Origin of the sequence: Thermococcus sp. (assembly GCF_027052235.1) — an archaeon.
Taxonomy (GTDB): Archaea; Methanobacteriota_B; Thermococci; order Thermococcales; family Thermococcaceae; genus Thermococcus.
This window is the reverse complement of record NZ_JALUFF010000057.1, coordinates 1-24,809: the sequence shown is the minus strand read 5'-3', so window position 1 is coordinate 24,809 and position 24,809 is coordinate 1. Positions and strand designations below refer to the sequence as shown.

Annotated in this window: 28 protein-coding genes; 13 read left to right on the top strand and 15 right to left on the bottom strand. The window is 52.8% G+C overall.

Annotated features, from left to right (window positions below):
* Window positions 1–3: 3 nt before the first annotated feature.
* Together nth and MVC73_RS06685 are read right to left on the bottom strand one after the other, a co-directional pair.
* The gene (nth, locus tag MVC73_RS06690; RefSeq protein WP_297508680.1) at window positions 4–717 is read right to left on the bottom strand and encodes an endonuclease III; all 714 of its coding nucleotides are present in this window, start codon (window positions 715–717) and stop codon (window positions 4–6) included.
* On the bottom strand, window positions 686–1,114 hold the full coding sequence (locus MVC73_RS06685) for an ATPase (protein ID WP_297508847.1): 429 nt from the start codon (window positions 1,112–1,114) through the stop codon (window positions 686–688). Before MVC73_RS06685 ends, nth begins: the two co-directional genes overlap by 32 nt.
* A 93-nt stretch (window positions 1,115–1,207) precedes the next feature.
* Here MVC73_RS06685 and MVC73_RS06680 point away from each other — a divergent pair, with 93 nt between their 5' ends.
* From MVC73_RS06680 to MVC73_RS06665, 4 genes are read left to right on the top strand one after another with little or no spacing between them, the layout of a single operon-like run.
* Window positions 1,208–1,654: a PadR family transcriptional regulator gene (locus tag MVC73_RS06680; RefSeq protein ID WP_297508678.1), complete on the top strand. Its 447-nt coding sequence runs from the start codon at window positions 1,208–1,210 to the stop codon at window positions 1,652–1,654.
* A gap of 1 nt (window position 1,655) precedes the next feature.
* Window positions 1,656–2,081: a ferredoxin family protein gene (locus tag MVC73_RS06675; protein ID WP_297508845.1), complete on the top strand. Its 426-nt coding sequence runs from the start codon at window positions 1,656–1,658 to the stop codon at window positions 2,079–2,081.
* Window positions 2,065–3,057 carry an ATP-binding cassette domain-containing protein gene (locus MVC73_RS06670; RefSeq protein ID WP_297508675.1) on the top strand — a complete coding sequence of 331 codons (993 nt, stop codon included), beginning with the start codon at window positions 2,065–2,067 and terminating at the stop codon, window positions 3,055–3,057. Before MVC73_RS06675 ends, MVC73_RS06670 begins: the two co-directional genes overlap by 17 nt.
* 4 nt (window positions 3,058–3,061) lie before the next feature.
* The gene (locus tag MVC73_RS06665) at window positions 3,062–3,823 is read left to right on the top strand and encodes an ABC transporter permease (RefSeq protein WP_297508671.1); all 762 of its coding nucleotides are present in this window, start codon (window positions 3,062–3,064) and stop codon (window positions 3,821–3,823) included.
* On the opposite strand, the gene MVC73_RS06660 is transcribed toward MVC73_RS06665, so the two are convergent.
* The 7 genes from MVC73_RS06660 to MVC73_RS06630 form a co-directional block, all read right to left on the bottom strand.
* The gene (locus tag MVC73_RS06660; protein WP_297508668.1) at window positions 3,813–5,048 is read right to left on the bottom strand and encodes a phosphoglycerate kinase; all 1,236 of its coding nucleotides are present in this window, start codon (window positions 5,046–5,048) and stop codon (window positions 3,813–3,815) included. The genes MVC73_RS06665 and MVC73_RS06660 overlap by 11 nt on opposite strands.
* A 66-nt stretch (window positions 5,049–5,114) precedes the next feature.
* Window positions 5,115–5,726 (bottom strand): hypothetical protein, encoded by a 612-nt coding sequence (locus tag MVC73_RS06655; protein WP_297508842.1) that lies wholly within the window; start codon window positions 5,724–5,726, stop codon window positions 5,115–5,117.
* Window positions 5,727–5,846: 120 nt separating this feature from the next.
* Entirely contained in the window at window positions 5,847–7,709 is a 1,863-nt protein-coding gene (locus tag MVC73_RS06650; protein WP_297508666.1) for a hypothetical protein, read from the bottom strand.
* Window positions 7,710–7,715: 6 nt separating this feature from the next.
* Window positions 7,716–9,164, bottom strand: coding sequence for a hypothetical protein (locus tag MVC73_RS06645; RefSeq protein WP_297508663.1), 1,449 nt, complete (start codon window positions 9,162–9,164; stop codon window positions 7,716–7,718).
* 200 nt (window positions 9,165–9,364) lie between these two features.
* Window positions 9,365–11,053 carry a methylmalonyl-CoA mutase family protein gene (locus tag MVC73_RS06640; RefSeq protein WP_297508660.1) on the bottom strand — a complete coding sequence of 563 codons (1,689 nt, stop codon included), beginning with the start codon at window positions 11,051–11,053 and terminating at the stop codon, window positions 9,365–9,367.
* Window positions 11,054–11,141: 88 nt separating this feature from the next.
* A complete protein-coding gene (locus tag MVC73_RS06635; RefSeq protein ID WP_297508657.1) occupies window positions 11,142–11,969 on the bottom strand; it encodes an ABC transporter permease in 828 nt (275 codons plus the stop codon).
* A complete protein-coding gene (locus MVC73_RS06630; RefSeq protein WP_297508654.1) occupies window positions 11,966–12,904 on the bottom strand; it encodes an ABC transporter ATP-binding protein in 939 nt (312 codons plus the stop codon). The genes MVC73_RS06635 and MVC73_RS06630 overlap by 4 nt, the downstream gene beginning before the upstream one ends.
* Before the next feature lie 86 nt (window positions 12,905–12,990).
* On the opposite strand from MVC73_RS06630, the gene MVC73_RS06625 reads away from it, so the two are divergent.
* The 5 genes from MVC73_RS06625 to MVC73_RS06605 all read left to right on the top strand — a co-directional run bounded on the left by MVC73_RS06625 (window position 12,991) and on the right by MVC73_RS06605 (window position 17,944).
* Entirely contained in the window at window positions 12,991–13,848 is an 858-nt protein-coding gene (locus tag MVC73_RS06625; RefSeq protein WP_297508651.1) for an MBL fold metallo-hydrolase, read from the top strand.
* Between the two features lie 351 nt (window positions 13,849–14,199).
* Window positions 14,200–14,685, top strand: a complete 486-nt coding sequence (locus tag MVC73_RS06620) for an Hsp20/alpha crystallin family protein (RefSeq protein ID WP_297508648.1) — start codon at window positions 14,200–14,202, stop codon at window positions 14,683–14,685.
* Window positions 14,686–14,773: 88 nt separating this feature from the next.
* A complete protein-coding gene (locus MVC73_RS06615) occupies window positions 14,774–17,167 on the top strand; it encodes a CDC48 family AAA ATPase (protein ID WP_297508645.1) in 2,394 nt (797 codons plus the stop codon).
* 75 nt (window positions 17,168–17,242) lie between these two features.
* Window positions 17,243–17,698: a transposase gene (locus MVC73_RS06610; protein ID WP_297508642.1), complete on the top strand. Its 456-nt coding sequence runs from the start codon at window positions 17,243–17,245 to the stop codon at window positions 17,696–17,698.
* Complete coding sequence (locus MVC73_RS06605) at window positions 17,699–17,944, top strand: hypothetical protein (RefSeq protein WP_297508639.1); 246 nt, start codon at window positions 17,699–17,701, stop codon at window positions 17,942–17,944.
* Here MVC73_RS06605 and MVC73_RS06600 read toward each other — a convergent pair whose 3' ends face one another.
* On the bottom strand, window positions 17,945–18,103 hold the full coding sequence (locus tag MVC73_RS06600) for a hypothetical protein (RefSeq protein ID WP_297508892.1): 159 nt from the start codon (window positions 18,101–18,103) through the stop codon (window positions 17,945–17,947). It abuts the gene before it with no gap.
* 135 nt (window positions 18,104–18,238) lie between these two features.
* Window positions 18,239–18,388, bottom strand: coding sequence for a hypothetical protein (locus tag MVC73_RS06595; protein ID WP_297508636.1), 150 nt, complete (start codon window positions 18,386–18,388; stop codon window positions 18,239–18,241).
* A 65-nt stretch (window positions 18,389–18,453) separates the two neighbouring features.
* Here MVC73_RS06595 and MVC73_RS06590 point away from each other — a divergent pair, with 65 nt between their 5' ends.
* Both MVC73_RS06590 and MVC73_RS06585 read left to right on the top strand, forming a co-directional pair.
* Window positions 18,454–18,855, top strand: a complete 402-nt coding sequence (locus tag MVC73_RS06590) for a M67 family metallopeptidase (RefSeq protein WP_297508634.1) — start codon at window positions 18,454–18,456, stop codon at window positions 18,853–18,855.
* 104 nt (window positions 18,856–18,959) lie between these two features.
* Window positions 18,960–20,945 carry a pentapeptide repeat-containing protein gene (locus MVC73_RS06585; RefSeq protein ID WP_297508633.1) on the top strand — a complete coding sequence of 662 codons (1,986 nt, stop codon included), beginning with the start codon at window positions 18,960–18,962 and terminating at the stop codon, window positions 20,943–20,945.
* 9 nt (window positions 20,946–20,954) lie between these two features.
* On the opposite strand, the gene mobB is transcribed toward MVC73_RS06585, so the two are convergent.
* Together mobB and MVC73_RS06575 are read right to left on the bottom strand one after the other, a co-directional pair.
* Window positions 20,955–21,689, bottom strand: a complete 735-nt coding sequence (mobB, locus tag MVC73_RS06580) for a molybdopterin-guanine dinucleotide biosynthesis protein B (RefSeq protein WP_297508631.1) — start codon at window positions 21,687–21,689, stop codon at window positions 20,955–20,957.
* 9 nt (window positions 21,690–21,698) lie between these two features.
* On the bottom strand, window positions 21,699–21,914 hold the full coding sequence (locus tag MVC73_RS06575; protein ID WP_297508839.1) for an LSm family protein: 216 nt from the start codon (window positions 21,912–21,914) through the stop codon (window positions 21,699–21,701).
* Between the two features lie 88 nt (window positions 21,915–22,002).
* Between MVC73_RS06575 and MVC73_RS06570 the strand changes: the two genes are divergently transcribed.
* A complete protein-coding gene (locus MVC73_RS06570) occupies window positions 22,003–22,830 on the top strand; it encodes a hypothetical protein (RefSeq protein ID WP_297508628.1) in 828 nt (275 codons plus the stop codon).
* On the opposite strand, the gene MVC73_RS06565 is transcribed toward MVC73_RS06570, so the two are convergent.
* Together MVC73_RS06565 and MVC73_RS06560 are read right to left on the bottom strand one after the other, a co-directional pair.
* On the bottom strand, window positions 22,814–23,521 hold the full coding sequence (locus MVC73_RS06565) for a 6-hydroxymethylpterin diphosphokinase MptE-like protein (RefSeq protein WP_297508625.1): 708 nt from the start codon (window positions 23,519–23,521) through the stop codon (window positions 22,814–22,816). The two genes, MVC73_RS06570 and MVC73_RS06565, sit on opposite strands and share 17 nt — an antisense overlap.
* Window positions 23,518–23,982 carry a Mut7-C RNAse domain-containing protein gene (locus MVC73_RS06560; protein ID WP_297508622.1) on the bottom strand — a complete coding sequence of 155 codons (465 nt, stop codon included), beginning with the start codon at window positions 23,980–23,982 and terminating at the stop codon, window positions 23,518–23,520. The genes MVC73_RS06565 and MVC73_RS06560 overlap by 4 nt, the downstream gene beginning before the upstream one ends.
* Before the next feature lie 146 nt (window positions 23,983–24,128).
* On the opposite strand from MVC73_RS06560, the gene MVC73_RS06555 reads away from it, so the two are divergent.
* Window positions 24,129–24,809 (top strand): MBL fold metallo-hydrolase (locus MVC73_RS06555; protein WP_297508836.1); only part of this gene is annotated, 681 nt, incomplete at its 3' end.

Here is a 24,809-nt window from a genome sequence, read left to right as displayed (position 1 = left end):
TTTCTACCTTATGTCCTCATCCTTTACGAGCCCCTTAGCGTAGGGGCAGAGCTCCCTGAGGGGACACTCGTTGCACCTCGGCCTTATCGGCTTGCAGATGCTCCTCCCGTGGTCAACCATGGCGTGGTTCACGTATATCCACTTCTCCCGCGGGATGAGCTCTCTGAGGTACTCCTCGACTTTCTCCGGCTGAACCCTCGGTGGAGCCAGACCGAGGCGCTTGCTTATCCTGTTAACGTGCGTATCAACTGGAATAGCCTGTCTTCCGAAGCCGTAGGCTAAAACTATGTTGGCGCACTTCCTACCTATTCCCGGCAACTTCATGAGCTCGTGAACATCGTCGGGAACCTTCCCGCTGTACTTTTCAAGGATTATCCTCGAAGCCTTGACTATCCACTCGCCTTTCGTCTTCCAGAGGCCGACCCCCCGCTTTCTCAGGAACTCCTGCATCTCCTCGACGGGCGTTTTTGCTATCGTCTCGATGTCCCTGTATTTCCTGAAGAGCTCCTCCCAGACGCGGTAGGTAACCTCGTCCCTCATTCTCTGGGAGATTATGCAGTGAATCAGAGTCCTGTACGGGTCGCCTATGAGGAGCTTCTCCCTGGGGTGTGTCTTCATGAGGATTTCGACTATTTTCTCGGCCCTTCTCTTCTTCTCTTCCCAGCTCTCCTCGAAGGTGAAAAGGCTAGGGTCTAATGATTTTGACGCCCGAACCATGGATTACCACCACCGAATCTTCAGTTACCCTAATTCCTTTAAGGGGCTTGAACTCCTCGCTATAAAGTTTTTGCCCCTCCTTGGAGAGCACGACGACCTTGTTTCCGAGGACGACGACAAAGCCCTTCCCAAAGGGTATGACGTCCTCAACTTCCTTCTCGAACTCAACGTTGGCTACATCAAGGTTCCCGGTCGAGAACTCGATTTTCGTCGAGCTCGTTACCTTGAGAGGGGAGGGCTCGGCTAAGAGAACCTTGAAGTGGAGGGGCTCTCCAATCAGCTCAACGACGACTTCCTCACCGGTTTTAACCTCCTTTCCGAGGAGCTTACCCTTTATTACTTCCGCGAAGTCGGGGGTCAGTTCGGCCTCAAAGAGTGGCTTGAGAACCAGCCTCATACATATCACCTGAAGGAGTTGGGCGGGGCCTTAATAAGGATGGCGACCCAAAGACTTTTAACCGATATGTCGCCCGATATATTGGGTGGTTCGATGGAGAAGCCCAACGTCAGGGGCACGCTCAAGCTCGTCATCCTCGACCTGCTTAGAGAGGCAAACCACGGCTACGGCGTGATGGCCGAGATGGAGAGGCTCTACGGCATAAAGCTGAGCGCCGGGACGGTTTACCCAATCCTTGCATCGCTCAGGAGGAGCGGACTAATCGAAGTTGCCGAGAAGGGAAAGCGTGAGAGGAAGACCTACGTGATAACGGAGAAGGGCCTAGAATACCTTGAGAGGCACAGGGCTGAGCTTGAAGAGGCCAAGGGAAAGATGAGGGCCTACAAGCTCTTCCTTGAGCTCGGCGGTGAGGAACTCAAGGAGGCCTTCAGGGAGCTCTTCTCAAGGATTGAGGAGCTTGACGATGGCCAGCGGAGGGAGCTTGAGGAGCTTTTCAAGGACTGCGCCAGACGGATTAAACTCGTCCTCCTCGGTGAGTGAGATGGAAGTCCCGGACTGGAAGGACTACTACGAAAGAATGAAGGACACCTCCCCGCTGGTCATACACTACCCGATATGTGGCGGGGGCGACGAGTGCATTTCAGCATGTCCTTTCAGCGAGGAGATATGGGAAGTCGTCCCGATGAGGGTGAGCCTCTTCGGGGTTGGATACAGGGTTCGCCTCAGGCCCTTCATGAAGAACCCGGAAGCCTGCAGGAGGTGCTACATCTGCGTTCAGGCCTGCCCGACAGGGGCGCTGAGACCCGCCGAAAGCCCGGTAAGGCATCCCGCCCTGACCTTCATCAAGAGCGCCTTGGCGTTGCCCTTCAAGAAGAGGTATGGCCTTAGCTTTGTTTTCCGGAAGGAGCACGTTGAGAGGTTTAAAAGGAACAACTTCCTTGGTGGTGACGGTGGAGTGGGCGATTGAAGTTGAGAACCTCGTGAAGCGCTACGGCGACTTCGAGGCCGTTGGAGGGATCTCCTTTAGGGTGAAGAGGGGCGAAATCTTCGCCTTTCTCGGGCCTAACGGGGCTGGAAAGACAACCACCGTCCACGTTCTGACGACCCTTCTGAGACCCACCGCGGGCAGGGCCAGTGTAGCGGGCCACGACGTAGTGAAAGAGGCAAACGAGGTAAGGAAGAGAATCGGGATTGTTTTTCAGGACCCCAGCCTCGACAGCGAACTCACAGCTTACGAGAACATGTACATCCATGGAAGGATATACGGTCTTGGCGGGAGCGAGCTGAGGGAGAAGATTGAGGAGCTCCTGAAGTTCGTTGAGCTCTGGGAGTTCAGGGGTAGACAGGTGAAGACGTTCAGCGGTGGCATGCAGAGGAGGCTTGAGATAGCGCGCTCCCTCCTACACGAGCCGGAGGTGCTCTTCCTTGATGAGCCCACAATAGGCCTCGACCCCCAGACCAGGGCCCGCATCTGGGACTACATAGAGGCCATGAAGGAGGAGCACGATATGACGATTTTTCTGACTACCCACTACATGGACGAGGCCGAAATGCTCGCGGACAGGATAGCCATAATCGACCACGGAAGGATAATCGCCGAGGGGACTCCAGAGGAACTTAAAAGGCTCGTGGGGAAGGACGTCATTTACCTCAGGGCCGAGGGGAAGGCCAGCTGCATCGAAGGGGACTTCATAAGGAACTGCAGAACCCTAAAGGATGGACGGCTCGCCCTTGAGGTTGAGAACGCCTCGGAGGCCCTGCCAAAGCTCTTCGAACTGACCTCCACGAGAGGCATCCGAATACTTGAGGTCACCTACCACAGACCGACGCTTAACGACGTTTTCCTCTACCTGACGGGCAGGGAGATACGGGACGAAGCGGACGAAAGGGAGGCCGTTAGGGAGAGGATGAGGAAGAGGATGCGCCTGTTCGGGAGGAGGTGACTGAATGAGGGTCTTCACAACCATGGTCTACCGCGAGCTGAAGCGCTTTTCCCATTCGCGCGCGAGGGTCTTTGGCAGTATCATCAACCCACTCATCTGGCTCATCTTCTTCGGACTCGGATGGAGCGGTCTTTTCAAGGGGAGCGTTGCCCTGCTACTTTTTGGCACGGACTACGTGACCTACCTAGTGCCAGGGATAGTGGCCATGACCGTATTCAACATGAGCTTCATGCAGGGGATAACGATAATCTGGGACAAGCAGTTCGGCTTTCTGAAGGAGATTCTCGTCGCGCCGGCCAGCAGAACCGAGGCCATACTCGGGAGAATAACCGGGGGAGCGATAATGGCACTGATTCAGGGCCTCATAATACTCTTCCTGAGCTTTGCTCTGGCCAACCTGAGGGTCTCTGGAATTCTCCCGGCCATCGGGTTGAGCTTCCTCGTCGGAATAGCTATAGCGGGCATGGGGGTGGCAATAGCGCTGAGAATGACCAGTATGGAGGGCTTCCAGATGGTCATCATGATGATAATGCTCCCGATGACGTTCCTCAGCGGAGCCTTCTACCCAATTGAGACGATGCCCGGGTGGATGAAGTTGCTGGCCATGATAAACTCCCTGACATACGCGGTTGATGGCTCACGCTACTACCTAACGGGGCTCGCGCCAACCTTCAGCGTTACCACCGACTGGCTAATCCTGACCCTCCTGGCGGGTTTGCTGGCCGGCCTCGCCTCCCTTGAGTTCAGGAAGGCAACTATCGACTGAGTTCTCCTTTAAATCTCTCGTAACTTATCCTGAAGGCCTCAAGGACTGGAAGCTTTTCACCCGCGAAGAAGCTGAGCATTGCCCCTCCGCCGGTGGAGATGTGGCTTATCCCGGTTATGTTGTACCTGTAGATGCTCGCTATGCTGTGGCCCCCTCCGACGACGCTGAAAGCTTTGCTCTCGCCAATAGCTTTAAAGACCCCCACCGTCCCGAGGGCGAACTCCTCCCTCTCAAAGACCCCCATTGGGCCGTTGGCTACAATTGTTCCGGCGTTTAGGAGTATCCCGCGGTACTTCTCGACAGTTCTCGAACCTATGTCGAGGATAGGGTACTCGTCAAAGAGCTTCTTCTCGTCGCTGAGGAGGTCAATTTCAAGCCTTTCACCCCTGTAGTCAACCGCGAAGTCAACGGGGGTTCTTATCATAGGATAGAACTCGTCGAGTATCCTCTCGGCCCAGTCAACGAGCCCAAGGAGGCCCTTTTTAGCCATGAACTCGATGTTCGCATCGCCGAGGTTGAAGCCCTTCGCAAGGGTGAAGACCTGACCGACGAGGCCGCCGGTGAGGATTAAGTCGGCCTTTTCCTTCCTCAGGACGTTCTCAACTACCCTCAGCGAGTCCTCGACCTTCGCCCCGCCGAGAACGTAAACCCTCGGGCTTTCCCCGCGCTCGTAGGCCCTCGTTAAAGCGCTGACCTCCTTCTCCATCAGAAAACCCATCGCCATCGGCTTCAAGCGTGCAAAGCCGACGAGAGAGGGCTGTGAGCGGTGAGATGCCGCGAAGGCGTCGTTGACGACGTAGTCTATGAGGGGCGCGAGTTTTCTCACGAAGAAAGTCCTCTCGCAGTCCCCAAGTGGCTTGTAGAAGACTTCCTCAGCCGAGAAGCGGAGGTTTTCCAGCATTATCGCCTCTCCAGTTTTGAGCGAGCTTATTTTCTCCCTCGCGAGCCTTCCAAAGATGTCCTCGACGTACTCGACTTCCTGATTAAGGAGACCGCTCAGTATCTCCGCGTGCTCCTCGGTGGTTATGTAGTCCCCCTTGTAGGGCCTGCTCTGGTGGGTGGCTATGACGAGCTTCGCGCCGCTGTCGAGGAGGTATTTGATCGTCGGAAGAACCGCCCGGAAGCGGGCGTCGCTGGTTATCCTGCCGTTCTCGACCGGTGAGTTGAGGTCAACCCTCAGGAAGACGGTTCGATTGGAGAAGTCGAAGTCGGTGAGCCTGAACATTGCATCACCATTTGCCTGTGAAAACATTGAATTAAAAAGGCTTTGCTTTAACTGGAACCGTTGAACTCAAGCCATCAGCATGTTCTCTATCATCTTTATGGCCTCTGCTATCTTCCTCTCCGGCCCCTCGTCATTCCTCGGTATCTCAAGGTTTATCACGAGCCTCTCCTCTTTCCCATCGTCGAAGTCGTAAATCTCAAGCTCCTCGACCTCAACGTCCTCGAATATGCTCTCAAGTTCAGGGCTGAGGACCTTTCCCTCGTTGCCGTAGACCTCAACGCGGACAACGTCGTCGGTCGTTGAAGCGACCACGACTATCTCGTAGGGGCCGACCTTCTTGGTGAAGCGCAGGGCACTCCCGTAGCCTTCAACGCTCTCCTTGAAGCCGAGCTGGAGCATGGTAGAGCGTATTGCCTCCGTTTTGCTCCTTATCCTGTTCAGAACTCTCTCGCGGAGCTTGTAGCTCTCCTCAAGGGCCTTCTTTATGCCCTCGCCGGCTCTCTCCACAGGCCCCTCCCATATACCGATGATCCTTATACCGGATGAAGTCGGCTTGAGCTCTATCCTGAGGGAATCAACATCAAAGTCTCGCAGGTCCTTTATCTTAAGCTCGCCGAGGGTGAGTATATCAAACTCAATCCTCACGGTGTTGCCGAAGGCTTTGCCCCTGAACTTCACCCCCATCACCACGGGACGCTCAGGCTAACGGTTTAAAAACCCTTCCATGGTGGTCGGATGAAGATGGGCTCTTTCGAAGGTTTTTCAAGAAAAATTGGAAAAATCGCGAATTTGAAAAGGTCATCTCCGAATGAATATTCGAGAGAATAGAAACGAGACGATTAGGAGCAGAAGAAATCCCGACCCACAGATACTTGAACCTTCCCTCTGTCCCATCTCCGTAACATTGACTACAGTCGAGTTGATTTGTTCCGATCTTGTTGTTGAACTGGTTCCGTTCCTCTCAATCTGTCCGAGCGAGACCACCGAGACGTTGACCATTGGCGTGGCGTTGATGTAGGGATAAGAGAGCGTCAGCATCCAGCTCCCGACCGGGATGGTGACGTTGGCAAGGGTCAATCTCATAAAGAACTTTATACTGCCGTTGGCGTAGTAAAAGAGCGGACAGGGAAGCTTTCCAGAGACCATGACGCCAACGTCATCTCCAGTGTCGGACACAATAGCCCACTCCATTCCAGCCAAAGAAATTCCTGTGGTGTAGCGCGGGAAGTATAGGAGAAAACCGTTTCCGATTCCCATCTCCTTAAGCTTCATAGCCACGGGTCTGCTGTCTGGTAGACACCTTGAAAAGTTGGAGAGAGGAACGAGGAAAAGGTCTATGCGGTTGTCATTGAACATAAAATCAACGCCCGTGGCGTTCCATAGGCCGGGAGGAACCTTGCCTACGTATTTTGCGTCGGGGGAGAAGTTCCCTTCGATTAAGGCATGATCCCTCCAGTCGTAGAGGTAGTACCGCTTGGGGGTACATGACGTACAATAATAGAACCAGTGGCCCTTGGAGTAGTAGAACTGACCTTCGAAGGGCAGGTTGAGGTAGAGAAGAGACCTGCCGTTGACAACCTCTCCTAAGAGTTTCCGTCTGGCCAAGCCAGGGGAGAGTATTAATACCCTCACGAAGGTAACGTTGGTAGGTGGATAAGCGGTGTCAATATCCACTTCACCAACGTAAAGTGCCCTCCTCGGGACATCCACCCTCGGCGCGGAGGAGCTACCGCCAACTCTAAAGGATGCAGTCTTTGAAACATCGATGGCAAGGCTGTTTCCGTAGGGAACAACCCTCAGGACGGGTCTCAGGTGGCCATCTTTGTAGTAGAAGACGAGGGGAAAAGCATGTTTCGGGAACTCTCCGGCCCGGTAGTAAACCCATCTGTAGGGAACGTAGGGGTTCAGCTGGTTCTTAACCACGAGACTGCCGTTCCCGCAGAGCGATACACCATAGGTAGGCAGGTAGATTAGCAAACCACCTCCGAAGGGAATCGCCCTGAGATGGGTGATGAACTCCCGTTCGCTCATACTCCTGGAGGCATTGAAGGCGAGGGGTTCGAGGTAGGATCTGAAAAGGTTGAGGGAAACCCTGTAGGTGCCGTTGTAGGGGAAAGTAAAGACCAGCGAGCCGTTTGAGATTTCTGGAGGAACCGACATGACCCGCCAGAGGTTCGTAAGAGTCCAAGCCGTAATCGTTGAAACGTTTACAGGAGAACCGAAGCGGTTTTGAATGGGGTAGTACTCCCGGACGGTGCGGTTGTGGACGAGGAACCATCTTCCACCAAAGGGTGCGAAGGATGGGTAGAGAGCTATTGGTCCCCCAGAACCCTTCTGGGGTCTTAGCACGAGCCCGCTAACGTCAATTAGTTCAGCACTGTTTCCGAGCTCAACGAGCAGGTAGTCGGATTTGCTGACCTCGTGGCATTCAAAATCGCTGTCGGGGTAGTCTATGGGGCACATGTACTCAACGTACTTCCCATATGCATCTGCTTCGATGAAAGCAAACGCCATGCTCCCATTGCTCGTGAGCCGGAGGTGGAACATCACGGGAAACGCCGGGACCACGTAGGCCGGTGAACTGATAGAGGATGCGCCTGAAGGAGGGAGGATGGAGAGCAACAGAAGTGCCGGAAGGATTAATCCGAGACCCCTCCTCACATGACATCACCCCTCAAACTTCCCAAATAAAAACAAGGAACTGATGACGGTCAGAAGCAGAAACACTCCGGGTCCGCAGATTCCCTTATTTTTCCCGGGCTTTGATTCGGTTGGAAAACAGCTAAGGTCAGGATTAACCTCTTGAGGAACCGGCTGGAGCGTACCGTTTGAGGGCCTGAACAGAGGGTAGAACTTTCCGTTTATGCCAACGGTAAAGGGAACGTACGGAAGGACTTTTTTCACCATGGAGTTCGTGATAACAACGGTATGATTGCCTGAGAAACCCAGGAACTCTACCGGATACCGTATCGCGAGTCTCCCCGCATCCACCGTTTTCCAGCTGAGAGAGACGTTCGGCAGTTTAACGGGGCTCACGTTCGAGGCGTTGAGGCAGGAGGGATTGAAGGTCGCATTTTCGACGCTACCGTTCCAGAGGTGGAGCTTGAGCCTCCAGACGTTGTTCTCAAACCTCACCGCGGGCTCTTCGGGGTAGGCCCCGAGGAAATACGGCCCGCTGGAAGAGACGTAGAACAGGTAGTAGGCAACCATGTCCGGAATGAGGGTGCAGTTGAGCGGGTTTTCCTCGGGACACATTCCGGGGCTGAGGTACTCGTAGTCAATCACGATGAGAGCGCCCTCGTTTCCCTTCCAAACCCCGTCCACCTTGACCACCGTGAGGGGAAACCGGACGCCAACGTCTCTGCAGACCGTCACGTTGACGATTTTAATCTTACTTGGAAACCAAAAGCCCTGTACAAGGCCCTTGGAGTTGTTTGTGGTGTTTAAATACACGAGGGTAACGTTTCTCTTTAGATCGCCCCTTTCGAGGGTGAAGTAAACCGGGAAAACGCTCGATTTCGGAACGGTTATCGGGCCAGAGAACCACTTGCTCGCGCTTTCGCTCAATGCAATCCAGAGGTCGCTCACGTTGGCATAACCCCACTCACCGGGACCGAGGGACTGCAGTTCAATCCGCCAGCCGTTTATGGAGTCGCTAACTTTTCCCTTTGGAAGCCAGAACCAGTTAACGTTGATTGGTTCAACACAGAAGTGCTCAGTGTCGAGTCTGTAGAACCTGTCAACGAGAGTTGAGCAGGTTTGCGGGTAGTACTCGACTTCCACGTACCAGCTCCCGTTGAAGAAAGTTGCCCCCTTGTAAATTATCTCCGCGGGGGAAAGAGCTAGGACGGGCGTGAAGTTGAGGAGGTAGAGGCGAGAGCCGTTGAAGTAAAGCAGGAACTCCTCGGCACCAAAAACAGCTGACCGGCAGTCAGTCATACCACAGTCAATTCCCCACTGGAGGATTCCCAGATGAACCAACGCCTCCGTTCCATTGGAGAGCACCGTGTACTTTACTTCATAGAGCGGACTTGGTTCCTTCACGTAGTAGGTTGCGGAAACTGGAAGGGCAAGCAACATGACGGCGACGAAAACTAGGGGAACGACGTTCCTCATCATATCATCTCCAGCCTCGTTGGAGCGTTGATTTAACACAACGTGACCTCCACATGGGCATGAAGCATCTTATAGTTCCAGTACGAGATGGGACTTAAAAACGTTGCCGGGAAATAAAGGCACTTAACATCGAATGTTAAAAACCGACCACGGGGAACCAATTCGGATAATGAAAAACATAAACCAGAAGGAAAGAAGGCTCAGAATATCAGGGGAGCGCGGTACTCGCCCCATATCTCCCTTAAGACGTCGGTAACCTCCCCGAGGGTAGCCAGATGGCGGTGGGCCTCAATGATGTAGGGCATCAGGTTCTCGTCCTCGGTTTCCGCTGCCTTCCTCAGCCTGTCGAGGGCTTCCTCGACCTTCTTGCTGTCGCGCTCGCTCCTCAGCTTCTTGAGCCTCGCTATCTGCTTCTCCCTTATGCTCGGGTCAACCTTGAGTATCTCGACCTCTATCGGCTCGTCCGTCTGGAACTTGTTGACGCCGACGATGATCCTCTTCCCCTCCTCGATTTCTTTCTGGTACTTGTAGGCTGCATCTGCAATCTCCTTCTGGATGTAGCCGCGCTCTATGGCGCGCATCATTCCGCCCATCTTCTGAATCTTCTCGATGTACTTCAGAGCCTCCTCGTAGATGTGGTCGGTGAGCCACTCGATGTAGTAGCTTCCCCCGAGCGGGTCGACGGTATCAACGACACCGCTCTCGTAGGCTATAATCTGCTGGGTTCTGAGGGCTATCCTGACGCTCTTCTCCGTTGGAAGGCTCAAAGCTTCGTCATAGCTGTTGGTATGCAGGCTCTGGGTTCCGCCGAGGACGGCAGCCAAAGCCTGTATGGCAACGCGAACGATGTTGTTCTCGGGCTGCTGGGCTGTCAGAGTTGAACCCGCTGTTTGGGTGTGGAAGCGGAGCATCATGGAACGCGGGTTCTTGGCGTGGAACCACTCCTTCATTATATACGCCCAGAGCCTCCTTGCTGCTCTAAACTTGGCTATCTCCTCAAGGAAGTTGTTGTGGGCGTTGAAGAAGAAGCTCAGCCTTCCCGCGAACTTGTCAACGTCCATTCCCCTCTCGATGACGGCCTTAACGTACTCTATTCCGTCGGCGAGGGTGAAAGCGACCTCCTGGACGGCGTTTGCTCCAGCTTCTCTAATGTGGTAACCGCTTATGCTTATGGAGTTCCACTTTGGAATGTTCTCGGCGCAGTACATTATGATGTCGGTTGTAAGGCGCATGCTCGGCTGGGGCGGGAATATGTAGGTTCCCCTCGCGATGTACTCCTTGAGGATGTCGTTCTGAACGGTTCCGCGGAGCTTGTCCTGGGTTACGCCCTGCTTTTCGGCAACGAGAATGTACATGGCGAGAAGGTTTGCAGCGGTGGAGTTTATCGTCATGCTTGTGGAGACCTTGTCGAGCGGGATTCCATCGAAGAGTATTTCCATGTCCCAGAGGGAATCAATGGCAACTCCGACCTTACCAACCTCACCCTCAGCCATCGGGTGGTCGCTGTCGTAGCCGAGCTGGGTCGGCAAATCGAAGGCAACGCTCAAACCCGTCTGCCCCTGACTGAGAAGGTACTTGTAGCGCTTGTTGCTCTCTTCAGCTGTTGCGTAGCCGGCATACTGCCTCATCGTCCAGAAGCGACCGCGATACATGGTGGCGTAAACACCGCGCGTGAAGGGGTATTCTCCGGGAAAGCCGAGCTTTTCGAGGTAGTCCCAGTCCTCGCCGAGGTCAGCGGGAGTGTAGAGCCTCTTAATCTCGAATCCGTCATCGGTCATGAACTTCTCCTTTCTCTCGGGCCTCTTCTCGATGAACTTCTTAACCGTGGTCTCCTCCCAGCGCTTCTCCTCCTCGCGAATCTTGGCGAGCTTATCCTTATCGAAGGTCATTCCTGATCACCTGCCCCTAATTGGGCACCGAAGTATAAAAACCTTTTACATAGCTCAAGCTCTCCCTTGGCATTGGATAAAACATCCATCAGTCAGGGAACTCCCTCCTTTCTAGGGCGACCCACGTTAGCACCAACAAGAGGACTGTCAAGAATATGAAAAAGAAAGCCGTGTATTCAGAGCTTCCCTGAAATCCAGACAGGTCAACTTCGTGGAAGCTACTCTTGAGGAGGAGAACCGCCCTGTAACCAAGGGTGTAGCTTTCAGGGTTGCTGATGTACGGAATCTGGGGTATGAGGAACTGGAGCAGGAAGAGCAGACCGAAGGTAGCGAGGGAAGCGTAGAGGGGGCGGCTTATGACCACTGACAGGAGCATCGAAAGGGCCCCTATGCTGGCCACCAGAAGAACGGTCACACCTAGGACGTAGAGAAAATCGCCAAAGCCCTCTCCGAGCCCGTTAACTCCCGTTCCGTAAACGACGGGGTTGTAGAGCCATATCACCACGTAGGGAATGCCAAACAGGAGCACCAAAGTACTTAATCCAGCTAGGAACTTGGCCGCCACGAGCTCCGAAAGGCGGAGGGGCTTCGCGATTAGGAGCCTTATCGTCCCCCTGTCTATCTCTCCGGCAAGGAGGTCGCTCATAAGGATTATGACTATAAGCTGGCCAATTATCCCGAGCCAGTAGTTGGGGAGCAGGTCGAGCATCAGTGCTTGGAAGGCCTTTCTCATGCCTTCCACTCCGCTTCCGATTGGATTAGGGCTGAGGAGATAAATCACCGACGGGAACAGTGTTATAGCTAGAAGAACCTTGAACTTCCTCGAACGGAGCAGTTTTATGCTTTCAGTGGAAAAGATGACCCACAGCGGGGACAAGAACAGCCTATCGAATTTAAACCCGGTTCTCGGATTCATTCCTTCCACCCCCCGTTGAAGCGCTTCATGAGAATCCTTTCGAGGGGACTGGTGTGGGGTTTGAAGAGTTTGAGGGCAAGCTTTTCGCCAGCTATGAACTGGGGAACTTCGAGGAAAAATCTCTCCAAGAACCTCTCGTCGAGCCTGACCCTGACCACGCCTTCCTCCTCCCAAACTTCTCTGACGTAGATCTTGTCCCTGAGGAAGTCAATGAGCCTTGAGTTGTCCGAGACCATGATGTCGTAGTCGTTGCTCTCCACGCTCACGAGCTCCCTCACGCGGCCCTGCTCGATGAGCTGGCCGTCCTTTATGAGCCCGACGTAGTTGCAGGTTCGCTCTATCTCGCTCACAATATGAGAGCTTATGAATATTGTTTTTCCGGACTTGGCCAGTTCAAGAACCTTCCCTATGAACTCCATCCTCCCGACCGGGTCGAGATTGCTCGTCGGCTCGTCCAAAATGAGGAGCTCGGGATTCCCAAGGAGGGAAGCCGCGAATATCGTTCTTTGCCTCTGCCCGCTGGAAAGCTCCTTCATCCTGTGAAAGGCCAGCTTTCCAACCCCCGTGTACGCCATGAGCTCCCTGGCCTGCTTTATTGCCTCTTCCTTTTTGAGTCCGAGAAGGCGCCCCATGTAGGTTAGAAACTCGAAGACCGTCATATCATCGTAGGCTATGGACTTTTCCGGCATGTAGCCGATTTTTCTCATGATTTTAACCCTTTCGCGAGGCATCTCCATGCCGAAAATCCTTATTTCGCCGTAGGTGGGTTTTAGAGCGCCTGTGAGCATCTTAATTGTAGTCGTCTTTCCCGCTCCGTTCGGACCGAGGAAGCCGTAGACAGCACCCTTAGGCACTTTGAGATTCAGATGGTAGACGACGTTTCTCTTGCCGAAGAACTTGGTGAGTTCCCCCGTCTCGATAACGTAGGTCTCCATCTCAACACCCAGAATTCTATCGAAATGAATGTAGTTAAGGATTTCGGGCGGGAAGGTTAATATTGGGGGGAGTGGAATCAATAACAATGATAATCGGGAAAGTAGGCCTCGACAGCTCCGCTCGCTTCACCTTCCAGAGCCACGCCCACAGCGATCACTTCGTAAGCGGTGAAATTATCTTTGCGACAAAGGCAACAAAGTACCTCAGCCACCTGAGGAAAGGCGGCTTTTACAAGGAGGTTGATTTCGGGGAGAGGTTCTACATTGGAGACTTCAAGGCAAAGCTCTACCCGGCCGGCCACATGCTCGGCTCAGCCGGAATAAAACTCTGGCTCGATACCGGGACGCTCTTCTACACCGGCGACACCAAGTGGTTCAAGCTCAGAACAGCTGAGAAGAGCCGTTTTCCGAAGGCGGACTTTCTGATAATCGAGGCGACCTTTGGGGTTCCGAGCTTCACCTTTCCCTCGCCGAGGGAGGCGGAGAAGAAGCTAATAGCCTTCGTGGAGGAAGCCCTAGACAGGAGAAAGAGGCCGGTCCTCTACGTGAACCAGACCGGGAAGGCCCAGGAAGTCATGAAGATACTTGAGCTTCACGGCTACACGGTTAGGCCGAGCAGGACAATGCTGAAGGTGGCGAGGGTTTACTCCAAGTTCGGTGTTACCTTCAAAAACATCGAGAGGGATGGAGAGGTTGTTCTGCGTTCCTACCGCTCGCCGAGGGTTGAGGACTCGCTCTCACCGTGGGAGCTTACCGTTTCAGGTTTCGGAAGGCTTAAGCTGAGCAACCACGCCGACTTCTGGGAGCTAGTGAGAATAGTGGAAAAGGTTCGGCCCGAGAAGGTCTTTACCGTTTACGGCTTCGCCGGTGAGTTCGCGGGGATACTGAGGGGACTCGGATACGAGGCCACAGCCGTTGGGCAGAATGACATAATAGAACCATGAAGTTCGCCTGTTCATCAAAAGTTAATGGCTTTTATAGACTTCACTCATCGCGGGTTCAAACTCTGAACCGAAACCTTAATATATTCGAAGAACTCCTATTAATTTGCAGGAATCTTCGGAAATTCCAATATATTCCCGAGTAAGTTGCGGGCTCGTGGCAGGGATCCCGGGCTGGATGGCTTCAGGGGCCTTTCCAAGAACCCTGCGGAGGTGATGCCCAAGGGCCTCCCTTCCCTTCTCTCCACACTTCTTCTCTTAAACTTACCTCCCCTAACTAAAATCGAAAAGTTTATAAAGGCTTCTCTTTTTAGTAACTACTGGTAATCAAAAAGGCACCGGGAGGTGGTGCCGATGGTCTGGAGGAGGGACCGCTACTGGGACCCCTTCGACCTTATGAGGGAGATACAGGAGGAGATTGACGCCATATTCAGGGACTTCATGCGCGGGCCGAGAATCTGGAGCTGGCGCGAGCCGGAGGAGCGCTTTGAGTTCCGCGAGACCTGGAGGGAGCCCTTCGCCGACATCTTCGACAAAGGAGACCGCTTCGTCATCACCGTCGAGCTTCCGGGAGTCAGGAAGGAGGACATAAAGCTCCGCGTTACCGAGGACACCGTCTACATCGAGGCCCAGGTAAGGCGCGAGAAGGAGCTTGAGAGGGAAGGGGCAATAAGGATCGAGCGCTACTACAGCGGTTACAGAAGGGTCATAAGGCTTCCAGAGGAGGTCATCCCGGAGAAAGCGAAGGCCCGCTATAACAACGGCGTCCTTGAGATAGAGATACCCAAGAAGAGGCCCAGCAAGCCGGAGAAGGAGGGCTTCGAGGTCAAGATTGAGTGAATACTGAGCCCTTTCGATTTTTCAGAAATTTTGGCTAAAATCAGCGAATCACGCTAATCGATCATGAAAAGTTTGGAGGTGGTTGAAAATGGCTGAGAGGAAGGAAATAAGGTTGAAGGTTGCTCCCGCTCACCAGAGGGATGTCGGGAGAGGGATTGTAAGGATTGACAGGAGGGCAATGAGAGAGATAGGCGTCCAGACGGGAGACGTCGTTGAGATAATCGGCACCAAGAACACCGCAGCGGTGGTCTGGCCGGCCTATCCAGAGGACGAAGGGCTGGAAATAATCAGGATGGACGGAACGATCAGGAAGAACGCCGGCGTTGGCCTTGGAGACGAGGTAACCGTTAGGAAGGCCGAGGTCAGGGAAGCCAAGAAGGTTATAGTGGCACCAACAGAGCCGATACGCTTCGGCAGGGACTTCGTCGAGTGGTTCCACGAGAGACTCATAGGAAGGCCCGTCGTCAGGGGCGACTACATCAAGATAGGCATCCTCGGACAGGAGCTGACCTTCGTGGTTACGGCCACCCAGCCATCCGGGATAGTTCAGATAACCGAGTTCACGGACTTCCAGGTTAGCGAGAAGCCTGTCAAGGAGGTAAGCAAGACAGCCGCTTTAGGCGTCACCTACGAGGACATTGGGGGTCTCAAGGACGTCATCCAGAAGGTCAGGGAGATGATTGAGCTCCCGCTCAAGCACCCGGAGATATTCGAGAAGCTTGGAATTGAGCCGCCGAAGGGAGTTCTCCTCTACGGCCCGCCGGGAACGGGTAAGACTCTGCTAGCGAAGGCCGTTGCCAACGAGGCCAACGCCCACTTCATAGCGATAAACGGGCCGGAGATAATGAGCAAGTACTACGGTGAGAGCGAGGAGAGGCTTAGGGAGGTCTTCAAGGAGGCCGAGGAGAACGCGCCGGCGATAATCTTCATCGATGAAATCGACAGCATCGCGCCCAAGAGAGAAGAAGTCAGCGGTGAGGTCGAGAAGAGGGTTGTTTCACAGCTACTCACGCTGATGGATGGTTTGAAGAGTCGTGGAAAGGTCATAGTCATAGGCGCGACCAACAGGCCCGATGCGATTGACCCGGCATTGAGGAGGCCGGGAAGGTTTGACAGGGAGATTGAGGTCGGCGTCCCGGACAAGCAGGGAAGGAAGGAGATACTCCAGATACACACCAGAGGAATGCCCATCGAGCCCGAGTTCAGGAAGAGCAAGGTCATCGAGATACTTGAAAAGCTTGAGCAGAACGACGCCTACAGAGAAGCCGTCGAGAAGGCCCTCCCGAAGGTCAGGGAAGCCAAGGACGAGGAGGAGATCAAGAGGGCCCTCAGGGAGGTAGACGAAAAGCTCTACGACGAGGTCAAGGCCAAGCTTATCGACGACCTGCTTGAGGAGCTGGCCGAGAAGACCCACGGCTTCGTGGGAGCTGACTTAGCGGCGCTCGCTAGAGAAGCAGCTATGGCAGCCCTCAGGAGGCTCATAAACGAGGGCAAGATAGACTTCGAAGCGGAGCACATACCAAGGGAAGTCCTGGACGAGCTGAAGGTCACGAGAAGGGACTTCTACGAGGCGTTAAAGATGGTCGAGCCTTCAGCCCTCAGGGAAGTCCTCATAGAGGTTCCAAACGTCCACTGGGAAGACATAGGCGGACTAGAGAACGTAAAGCAGGAACTCAGGGAAGCAGTCGAATGGCCACTCAAGTATCCGGAGGCCTTCATGGGGCTAGGCATCACACCGCCGAAGGGAATCCTCCTCTATGGCCCGCCGGGAACGGGTAAGACTTTACTAGCAAAGGCAGTTGCAACCGAGAGCGAGGCCAACTTCATAGCCATCAGAGGCCCAGAGGTGTTGAGCAAGTGGGTTGGCGAGAGCGAGAAGAACATCCGCGAGATATTCAGAAAGGCGAGGCAGGCAGCACCGACGGTGGTCTTCATCGACGAGATTGACGCCATCGCTCCGCGCAGGGGCACCGACGTGAACCGCGTCACCGACAGGCTCATCAACCAGCTCCTCACCGAGATGGACGGAATCCAGGAGAACAGCGGTGTAGTGGTCATAGCCGCAACGAACAGGCCCGACATCATTGATCCGGCCTTGCTTAGACCCGGGCGCTTCGACAGGCTCATCCTCGTTCCAGCGCCGGACGAGAAAGCGAGGCTTGAGATATTCAAGGTGCACACCAGGAAGGTTCCGCTGGCTGAAGATGTGAACCTTGAGGAGCTCGCGAAGAGGACCGAGGGCTACACCGGTGCAGACATTGCGGCAGTTGTGAGAGAGGCAGCGATGCTCGCGATGAGAAGGGCGCTCCAGGAGGGCATCATAAGGCCCGGCATGAAGGCTGACGAGATAAGGCAGAAGGTCAAGGTCACCATGAAGGACTTCGAGGAGGCCCTCAAGAAGATAGGCCCGAGCGTGAGCAAAGAAACGATGGAGTACTACAGGAAGGTGCAGGAGCAGTTCAAGCAGTCACGCGGAGCGTGACCCAGCGAACGAAAGTTCGCGCGGGGCAAGGGGCTGATGCCCCTTTACCCTTTTCTGCCCTCTGGGGGTGGTTCGATGAAGAGGCCGGCCCTGGTTTTTCTCGCCCTTCTCCTGATGATGTACCTCTACCCTCTCTCGATAGTCCCCCTCTTCCTTCTCGCGGGAGAGTGGGAGGAGTTCAGGAAAGAATGGCTGTGGTCGGCCATCGTCGTGGGGCTTTCCTTCCCTCTCTACGGGGCAAAGATACTGCTCGGGATTTCCGGCTGGGCAAAGGTTCTTGGAATAACCCCCCTCCAGGTTTCTCCCCAGATATGGTGGTCAGTTTACCTAACCTTCACCGCCCTCCAGATGACTGCGGTTTACTTCATCTACCGCGTTTCAAAGAACCTCGGAAGATACGGTATAGCGGGAGGTCTTCTGATGCTGAGCGCCGTCCCGCTTCATATCCTCAGCCTCAACCTTTATTTCGCCCTTACATGGGCAGGACTCCTGCTCTTTCTCTTTGCTCTAAAAACGAAAGGGGGTGATTGAATGATTTACGGCGTCCTTGTGAGCGTGCCGGAGAAGTTCGTTGGAAAATACGAGGATGAAGCCAGGAAAGCGATAGGCTACGGCATAGCCAGAGGCGATGTGATAAGCTTCACGGAGGCTAGGTACAGGGGCGATGTTGCCTTCGTCATGCTCGCCCGCTCGAACAGGGCAGCGGAGAGGGTCGCCGAAGAACTCGGCGAGCTCCCTGTGAACGTCAAGATAATCGAAATAGAAGGGGAAAGCTAATCAGGCGACCCACTCAAGTTCGTACTCCCTCGCGCCCAGCCTTTCCTTTTCCTTTCTGGCGAGCCTCTCAGCCTTCCCAATATCATTGGTCACGACTATTCTCTCCTCTGGGAGGGTGTTCTCAAGGTAGTAAACTATCCTGACAAGCATGGCCACCACCATATCACCAGTAGTGATATGCACCTTTCGCAGAGCTTTAAAAACGTTGCTGTCCCAAAATGGACATCAATGAACTGAAATCGGCTAAGGAAAAGGTGCATCGATGAATGGGTTTGGAACAAAGAGCGGAAACAATCACTCAACCTTCTCCATCTCAAAGACCCTGGCGTCCTTTCTCCTCATCTCGGCAACCGCTAAGCGTCTTGCCTCGTCCACGGTTTCAGCCTCTATCATGAGCTTTTCCCCGTGGTGCTTCCCGCCGTGAAGGGTAACCTCCCACTTCATAGGGCCACCACAGAGCCCGCTTACTCAACAAAACCTTAAAAGCTTAACGTGACCATTCCTGAACCATGAGGCTGATAATACGGCAGGAAGACCTTGGAATGGTCATCGAAAGGGCCAGAACCTCAAAGGAAGAAATCTGCGGTTTCCTCTTTGGTGTTGCCGGTGAGGACGTTGAGGTCAGAGAAGTCAGGTTCGTGAGGAACCGCCTGGCCTCGCCGGTCGCCTTTGAGATGGAGCCCGTTGAGATGGTCGAGGCACTGGATGAGGCTGAGGAGAAGGGGCTCGAAGTTGTTGGAATCTTCCACTCCCACCTGAAGTGCCCGCCAAGGCCAAGCGGGAGGGACCTAAAGGGGATGGAACTCTGGCCGGTGGTGTGGCTGATAGTTGACGAGAGAGGCAACTACGGGGCGTACGTTCTGAGGGAGGGAAAGGTGGAGGAGGTTGAGGTCAGCATAAAGTTAAGGTAAATAAAAATTGGAGCTTACCAAGTTGCCCAATGACTCCTTAGAGGAAAAATTTTAAATTCAAGGCTTTAAATGTTTAGTATTAACTCCCATCCTTGGTGAGATAGATGCCAAAGTGTAAATTTAAAATGGAAGTTGACGGTAAGCTCTGGGAATGCCCCCTTGAAGCTTTACCGGGGGAGGAGTATTGTTACTGGCATAAACCAGAGGATGGAAAAAGACCAACCAAGGAACAGATTGAGGAGTTGAAGAGGCATGAACTTTTTGGAATATACCTCAAATATGCCAATCTCAAAGACCTTAACCTTAGATGGGTAAGTCTAAAAAATTCAAAACTTGAAAAGGTAAATTTCGAAAATACCAAGCTTCAATGGGCAAATCTCAAGGATTCAGATCTCAGCGGAGTTAATCTTAGAAATGCTCGACTTAAAGGTGCAGTACTAAAAAATGCCGTCATTAAAGATGTAAAATTTGAAAATACTAATCTAGACTGGACAAATCTTGAGGATGCAATTTTAGAAAATTTAAAACTTCAAAAAATATCCTTTGATCTAACAAAACTTAACAATGCTAAAATTAAAGATGTAACATTAAGGGATTGCAGTCTTAGGGGGACAGAGCTAGAGAATACAACACTTAAAAGAGTGACTTTTGAAAACTCAATGCTCGAAGGCGCAAAGTTTAGAAATGCTAATCTTATTCAGGTTGATTTTATAGGAACTAGTCTCAAAGGTGCAACTTTTGAAAATGCTCACTTGGATAAGGTAAACTTCCAGGATAACTCTAATCTTTCAATAGTTAATTTTAAAAAAGCAAGGTTAGAACATGTAATTCTTAAAAAAATCAATCTTGAATCTGCAATTTTTGAAAGTACTTATTTCAATTCAGTCAACCTTAGCCAAGCTATGCTTAGAAATGCAAAATTAAAAAATGCAGAACTTAAAGAAGTAGACCTCCAAAGTGCAGACCTCATGAGAGCAAATCTTAAAAACGCAAACCTAACAAAAACAAACCTTAAAAAAGCTAATCTTAAGTATTCAACTCTCGAAAAAGCTGATTTATGGGGAACAAATTTAGAAAGTGCCAATCTTGAAAATGTAAAGCTTAAAGGTGCGGATCTCTATTTTGTATTAATGAACTCTCAAACTAAACTTACAGAGGCGGAGTTATTGTATTCAAATCTTTATAAGTCATATGTAGATCAAACACCAACATTTAGAGATGCACACATTTTTAATGATGATCCTATCACCGACATAAACGAAATAGCATCAGAGCTATTGAAGAGAAACGAATTAATTGATTTTGAAAAACTCAAAAGAATTGATAAAAAACTAGCTAATGACCTAATGAATGAAGGGTATGTATACTATGTGGCAGATGGAAAAAAGGTTATATTATTTGATCGAAGAGAAGGACTTCTGAAAGAGCCCAGCATGTTCGTGAAATCTAAAAGAATAAGACTAAGAAAGCATTTTAATCTTAGGAAAAATAATAAAAAATCAATGTCTAAGGCAACACTTCTTGAGATTAAACTCCAACAAGAATACAAGAAACATAAGGAAGAGATCTTATATGAGGCTAATTTTGGAACAATACAAGAACTTTATAATGCTTCTTACGAGGTGTATAACAAGCTTTATTACTTTTACCTCCAGAACGGCAAGCTTGAGGAAGCCCTCCAGATGCACTACCGTAGAAATGAGGTCAGGCGAAAGTTGAGGTTAACAAAAGGATTGAAAAGCAAACTCAGGGCTTACCTCTACGATTGGCTTGTCCTAAAGGTTTTAACAGGATACGGAACAAAGCCAGAGAGACCACTGATGTTCTCACTCTTCACGATTTTGATATTTACGCTCCTCTTCAGGCTCACCAACGGGATAGTGAAGGTCGTGAACGGCAAGTCCATACCTGCGGACTGGTTAGACTACCTCTATCACAGCGTTATCACTTTCACAAGCCTTGGATATGCCAACATTCAGCCTAACCTCACAACTCATATCCCACAACTTCTGGTCTCGCTTGAGTCGTTCCTTGGGCTACTACTAATGTCCCTGTTCTTGTACACCGTAACGTTCAGAATTTCACGCTAAGGGTGGACGTCACTCCTCCCTTATCACAATCTCAATCCTCTTCCCCTCGCGGTAGCCCTTCATCGCCGAGAGCATGCCTTTCACAGTCTTCTCGACGAGCTCCTGAACCCAGTCCTTCATCGGGAGAACCTGGCCGTCAATCTTAACCGTAACCCTGGGCTTTGAGCTGAGCACAACGCAGTCCTTCAGGGTTTTCTCGCCCTTAACTATCAGCCTCGCCATCTCTGCACAGCTGAAGCCACAGAGACCGCAGTCGATGTTGGGCAACATGAAGGCGCGTTTTTCCACGAGGTCGGCCAGCCTTTCCGGTTCTCTGGTGGCGTCTATCACGGGCAGGCCCCCCATCTCCCCGACACCGTTGCTGGCTATGACCCCGCTCACCGCTATGGCGAGGCCGTCGTTAAGCTCCCTCACCTCCTCCTCGCTCCTCGCGCATATCACTTTGGGGACGTGCTTTACCGATTTAAACCCCTCAAGGAGGAGGAAATCGGCGTTAACCATTGAAAAGAGGGCGTTGACGTCTTTGGCCTTGAAGAGGAGGGCATCGGTGTCATTTGCCCTCACAAGAACCGAATCGGCCACCCGGGAAAAGCGCCAGGTGTCGCTTCCTTCTCTGTCAAAGCTCGCGTGCATGCTCTTCGCTATGGCCACGCGGTAGCCCCTCTCCTTAAGGACTTTAGCAACGGCCTCAACCGTCGTCGTCTTCCCGCTCTTCTTGTAGCCAACAAAGGCCACCGCGCGCATGCTCTCACCTCAGAGGAGGGTTATCCAGTTGAGGTCGTCGATTTTAACTATCAGTTCCTTGGCCTTGTTGCCGGCGTAGTCGGTAACATCCCTGAGGAGTATGACCTCCTCGTCGAAGTCCACCAGGATTCCCGAAAAGCTCGCGTCGCTCCCGATTCCGACGGCTATCCTCTTGCCTTTCCATGACTCAAGGGTTCTGTCAAGGAGGTACTGCTTCTCGCCCATCGCCATCCCCGGCATAGCTACGCGGGCCCCTTTTAATACTTTCCCGCAAACGCTATAAGCCGGCCCCCTAAGAATGGGCGGTGATAGGATGAGACTCGTCACGAAGAGCGAGGCTGTAAGAAAGGCACTCACCGAGGAGCTTAAAAGGGAGGGAATACGCTTCGAGCTTCACGAGCGCCCGGGCTTCGAGGGCTTCGTGGGTTACATGGTCGAGGGGACTCTGGAGGAGATAGAGAACACGATTTCAGGGCTTGAAGGGGCCGACGTTGAGGCGTTGAAGGAGGGCTTTCTCTCGTTCAGGGAAAGCCTGAACCACATTATTGAACACCTGAAGGCCGGCGAGAAGGCCGATGAGATGCTCAAGGAAGGCCTCTGGGTCGCGGAAATCCTCGACCAGCTCTACCGGCAGGGGGCAGTTGAATACGACGGGGAAAACATAAAGCTCAGGGAAGGGGTCGACATCTCAAAGCTGAGGTTTGAGTTCAAGTTCCCCTTCAACCTCGTCCACAACCCGGAGAAGGTTGAGGAGAAGGTCAAGCAGTTCGCCTTCGCAGACCTCCTCATCGAATACGAGTTCGAGATACTGGAGATGGACATAGGGAAGATAAACGCCCTCGGAAAGGTCGCGAGTAAGTATTTCCCTGAGGAGACGCTCCTGAAGGTCTACTTCGCCCTTGTTGGAAGGGCCATTCTGGCGGAGGAGATACTCAAAGCCATCGGAGCCAGAAAGATACCCGAGGAGGAACTCATCAGGGGCTTCATGAGGGCATCCCCAATAGTAGTCCCCACCCCTAAGGGGACGCTGGTCATCAACTACTCAAAAGCCTCGCTTGAGGAGGTTTTGAGGCTCCTCAAAAGGCTCGGCTACGTCGAGATAAAGGGCGGGAAGGTCAGGAAGCTCAAAGACCTGGCCTGAGGTACCTCAACCTCGCCCTCCCGTTTTTCTCCAGCCGTTGGAGGAGCTCCCGGGCGAAGGCAAACTTCTTCCTCTTGCTCTCCCATACCGGGGAGTGTTCCCTCAGGAAGGGCTTGCTCCACCTCCCAACAGTCTCTCCAAAATCGAAGCCTACAAGGATTATATCCCTCGCCCCCAAAGCCTCAGCCAGAAAGACGGCTCTATCCCCGTCGGTGAAACCTCCGAAGTTGTAGACGATGTCGAGAGGTTCCGTCTGGCACGTCCCCAGAATCCTTGAGAAGAGCGGGACGTAAGCTGTAAGTTTGTCAACGTTGTCGCCGTGGGCGTGGATAACCATGAACGCCCCCCTGTCGTTCGCTATCTTGAGGTCGGGAATCCTGCCGTCAAGGTCGGTCACAATTACGTCGGGAACTATCCCGGCATCTAGAAGTGCTGAAGTGGCTCCGTCGGCAGAGATAAGCGTCCCGTCCGAGAACTCAAACTCCTCCAAAGCCACCTCAAGGCTCGGGCCAGCACCGAAGACGTAGGCTTTCTTTCCTATCACAGCTTCAAGCTCCTCCTTGAGAATGTAGTCATCGCTTTCGAGGAGGAGGGCTCGAAGGATACGGGAAGCTTCCCTGTCCTTCTCGACAGAATAGCCCATCTCGCGGACTATTCTCAGGTAGAACGGCTTCCACTGCTCCCAGTTCATTTCTCTCCCCTCAGCTTTCTGTCCATTTTAAGCATCTCCTCCCACTGCCTCCCGGGCCAGTAGATTTGGCCACAGTTCTCGCAGACGTAGAACTCATCGTACTTCTCGTAAACCTTCGGAGGAACTTTTCCCTTAACTGTGTCCTTCGGGACAGGCCTTATCGGACCGTTGCACTTTGGACATCGGGCGTTCGCCGGGAAGAGCTCCCCGAACTCAACGCCTAAGCTCTTTAGCTCCTTCACCTGATCCTCAAGGGAGTTCGATGAGAGGATGAAAACTTTAACGCCGAGCTTTTCAGCCCTCTCCGCTAAACCTGAGTCCCGAGTCAGGATTATCCTGTACTCACTTAGGGCAACGCGGATTATCTCGCCGTCGTCCTCAATGCCGTAGAGGGTGTCGTAGCCGTAGAGACGCAACCATCTCGCTAATCTTCCCAGCATCATATCCGCTATGAACTTCATCGAAAGGTATTAGCCGAGTTGCGTTAAAGTGTTTGTGGTTAAGTTCAGGCGGTGCGTTGAGCTTCTAAAGGTGAACCCCGTTAAGGTCGGGTGAGGGAAGGCTTTTTAAGCGAAACTATTTTACAGCCATAAAACAGGTGGTGTCCATGTTAGTCTACCTCATCGGCACCGGCGGGAGCGAGGGGATTCCGGCTCACCTCTGCACATGCTCGACCTGCAACGAGGCCAGAAAGTTCGGCTTCGCGCAGAGGAGACCCTCGACTCTAGCGATAATCACCGAGAACAGGAAAGCGGTTCTCTTCGATGTGGGAACTGACATAAGGGACTTCCTCAACGTCCCCTTAGAGGCAATTTTCCTGACCCACTGGCACCACGACCACATCTACGGCCTCTACAAGCTCCGCTGGATGGCGAGGGAGACGAGGCTCTACGCGCCCGAGGGGCACGCCGACGCCCTAATCCTCAACGACCCGAAGAACCTTAGGCCCAACGTGATAAAGCCCGGCCAAACTCTAAAGGTTGACACTCTGAAAATCACTCCCATAAGGCTCAACCATCAGGTCGAGACCTTAGGGTATCTGATAGAGGAAAATGGAAAGAGCGTGGCTTTACTCTACGACACGAAGGGCCTTCCGGAGGAGACGAGGGAGTTTTTAGAAAAGAGGGCCCCGCTGAGACTGGCGATAGTTGACGCCACTTATCCGCCCGGCTTTGACGACCCGTACCACAACAACGCCGACGAGGCATCTGAGATTGGCCTTTCCCTTGCCGAGAGAACGGTTTTGAGCCATATCTCCCACAAGAACCTGCCCTTCCTTGAGCTGGTC

Coding starts and splice junctions, on each gene's coding strand:
- MVC73_RS06615 (WP_297508645.1), top strand. CDS start 14,774: ATGGCTGAGAGGAAGGAAATAAGGTTGAAGGTTGCTCCCGCTCACCAG.
- MVC73_RS06610 (WP_297508642.1), top strand. CDS start 17,243: ATGAAGAGGCCGGCCCTGGTTTTTCTCGCCCTTCTCCTGATGATGTAC.
- MVC73_RS06570 (WP_297508628.1), top strand. CDS start 22,003: ATGAGACTCGTCACGAAGAGCGAGGCTGTAAGAAAGGCACTCACCGAG.
- MVC73_RS06630 (WP_297508654.1), bottom strand. CDS start 12,904: ATGGAGACCTACGTTATCGAGACGGGGGAACTCACCAAGTTCTTCGGC.
- MVC73_RS06645 (WP_297508663.1), bottom strand. CDS start 9,164: ATGAGGAACGTCGTTCCCCTAGTTTTCGTCGCCGTCATGTTGCTTGCC.
- MVC73_RS06620 (WP_297508648.1), top strand. CDS start 14,200: ATGGTCTGGAGGAGGGACCGCTACTGGGACCCCTTCGACCTTATGAGG.
- MVC73_RS06590 (WP_297508634.1), top strand. CDS start 18,454: ATGAGGCTGATAATACGGCAGGAAGACCTTGGAATGGTCATCGAAAGG.
- MVC73_RS06565 (WP_297508625.1), bottom strand. CDS start 23,521: ATGAACTGGGAGCAGTGGAAGCCGTTCTACCTGAGAATAGTCCGCGAG.
- MVC73_RS06680 (WP_297508678.1), top strand. CDS start 1,208: ATGGAGAAGCCCAACGTCAGGGGCACGCTCAAGCTCGTCATCCTCGAC.
- MVC73_RS06575 (WP_297508839.1), bottom strand. CDS start 21,914: ATGGGCGAGAAGCAGTACCTCCTTGACAGAACCCTTGAGTCATGGAAA.
- MVC73_RS06665 (WP_297508671.1), top strand. CDS start 3,062: ATGAGGGTCTTCACAACCATGGTCTACCGCGAGCTGAAGCGCTTTTCC.
- MVC73_RS06660 (WP_297508668.1), bottom strand. CDS start 5,048: ATGTTCAGGCTCACCGACTTCGACTTCTCCAATCGAACCGTCTTCCTG.
- MVC73_RS06685 (WP_297508847.1), bottom strand. CDS start 1,114: ATGAGGCTGGTTCTCAAGCCACTCTTTGAGGCCGAACTGACCCCCGAC.
- MVC73_RS06605 (WP_297508639.1), top strand. CDS start 17,699: ATGATTTACGGCGTCCTTGTGAGCGTGCCGGAGAAGTTCGTTGGAAAA.
- MVC73_RS06595 (WP_297508636.1), bottom strand. CDS start 18,388: ATGAAGTGGGAGGTTACCCTTCACGGCGGGAAGCACCACGGGGAAAAG.
- MVC73_RS06585 (WP_297508633.1), top strand. CDS start 18,960: ATGCCAAAGTGTAAATTTAAAATGGAAGTTGACGGTAAGCTCTGGGAA.
- MVC73_RS06560 (WP_297508622.1), bottom strand. CDS start 23,982: ATGAAGTTCATAGCGGATATGATGCTGGGAAGATTAGCGAGATGGTTG.
- MVC73_RS06640 (WP_297508660.1), bottom strand. CDS start 11,053: ATGACCTTCGATAAGGATAAGCTCGCCAAGATTCGCGAGGAGGAGAAG.
- mobB (WP_297508631.1), bottom strand. CDS start 21,689: ATGCGCGCGGTGGCCTTTGTTGGCTACAAGAAGAGCGGGAAGACGACG.
- MVC73_RS06635 (WP_297508657.1), bottom strand. CDS start 11,969: ATGAATCCGAGAACCGGGTTTAAATTCGATAGGCTGTTCTTGTCCCCG.
- MVC73_RS06625 (WP_297508651.1), top strand. CDS start 12,991: ATGATAATCGGGAAAGTAGGCCTCGACAGCTCCGCTCGCTTCACCTTC.
- MVC73_RS06675 (WP_297508845.1), top strand. CDS start 1,656: ATGGAAGTCCCGGACTGGAAGGACTACTACGAAAGAATGAAGGACACC.
- nth (WP_297508680.1), bottom strand. CDS start 717: ATGGTTCGGGCGTCAAAATCATTAGACCCTAGCCTTTTCACCTTCGAG.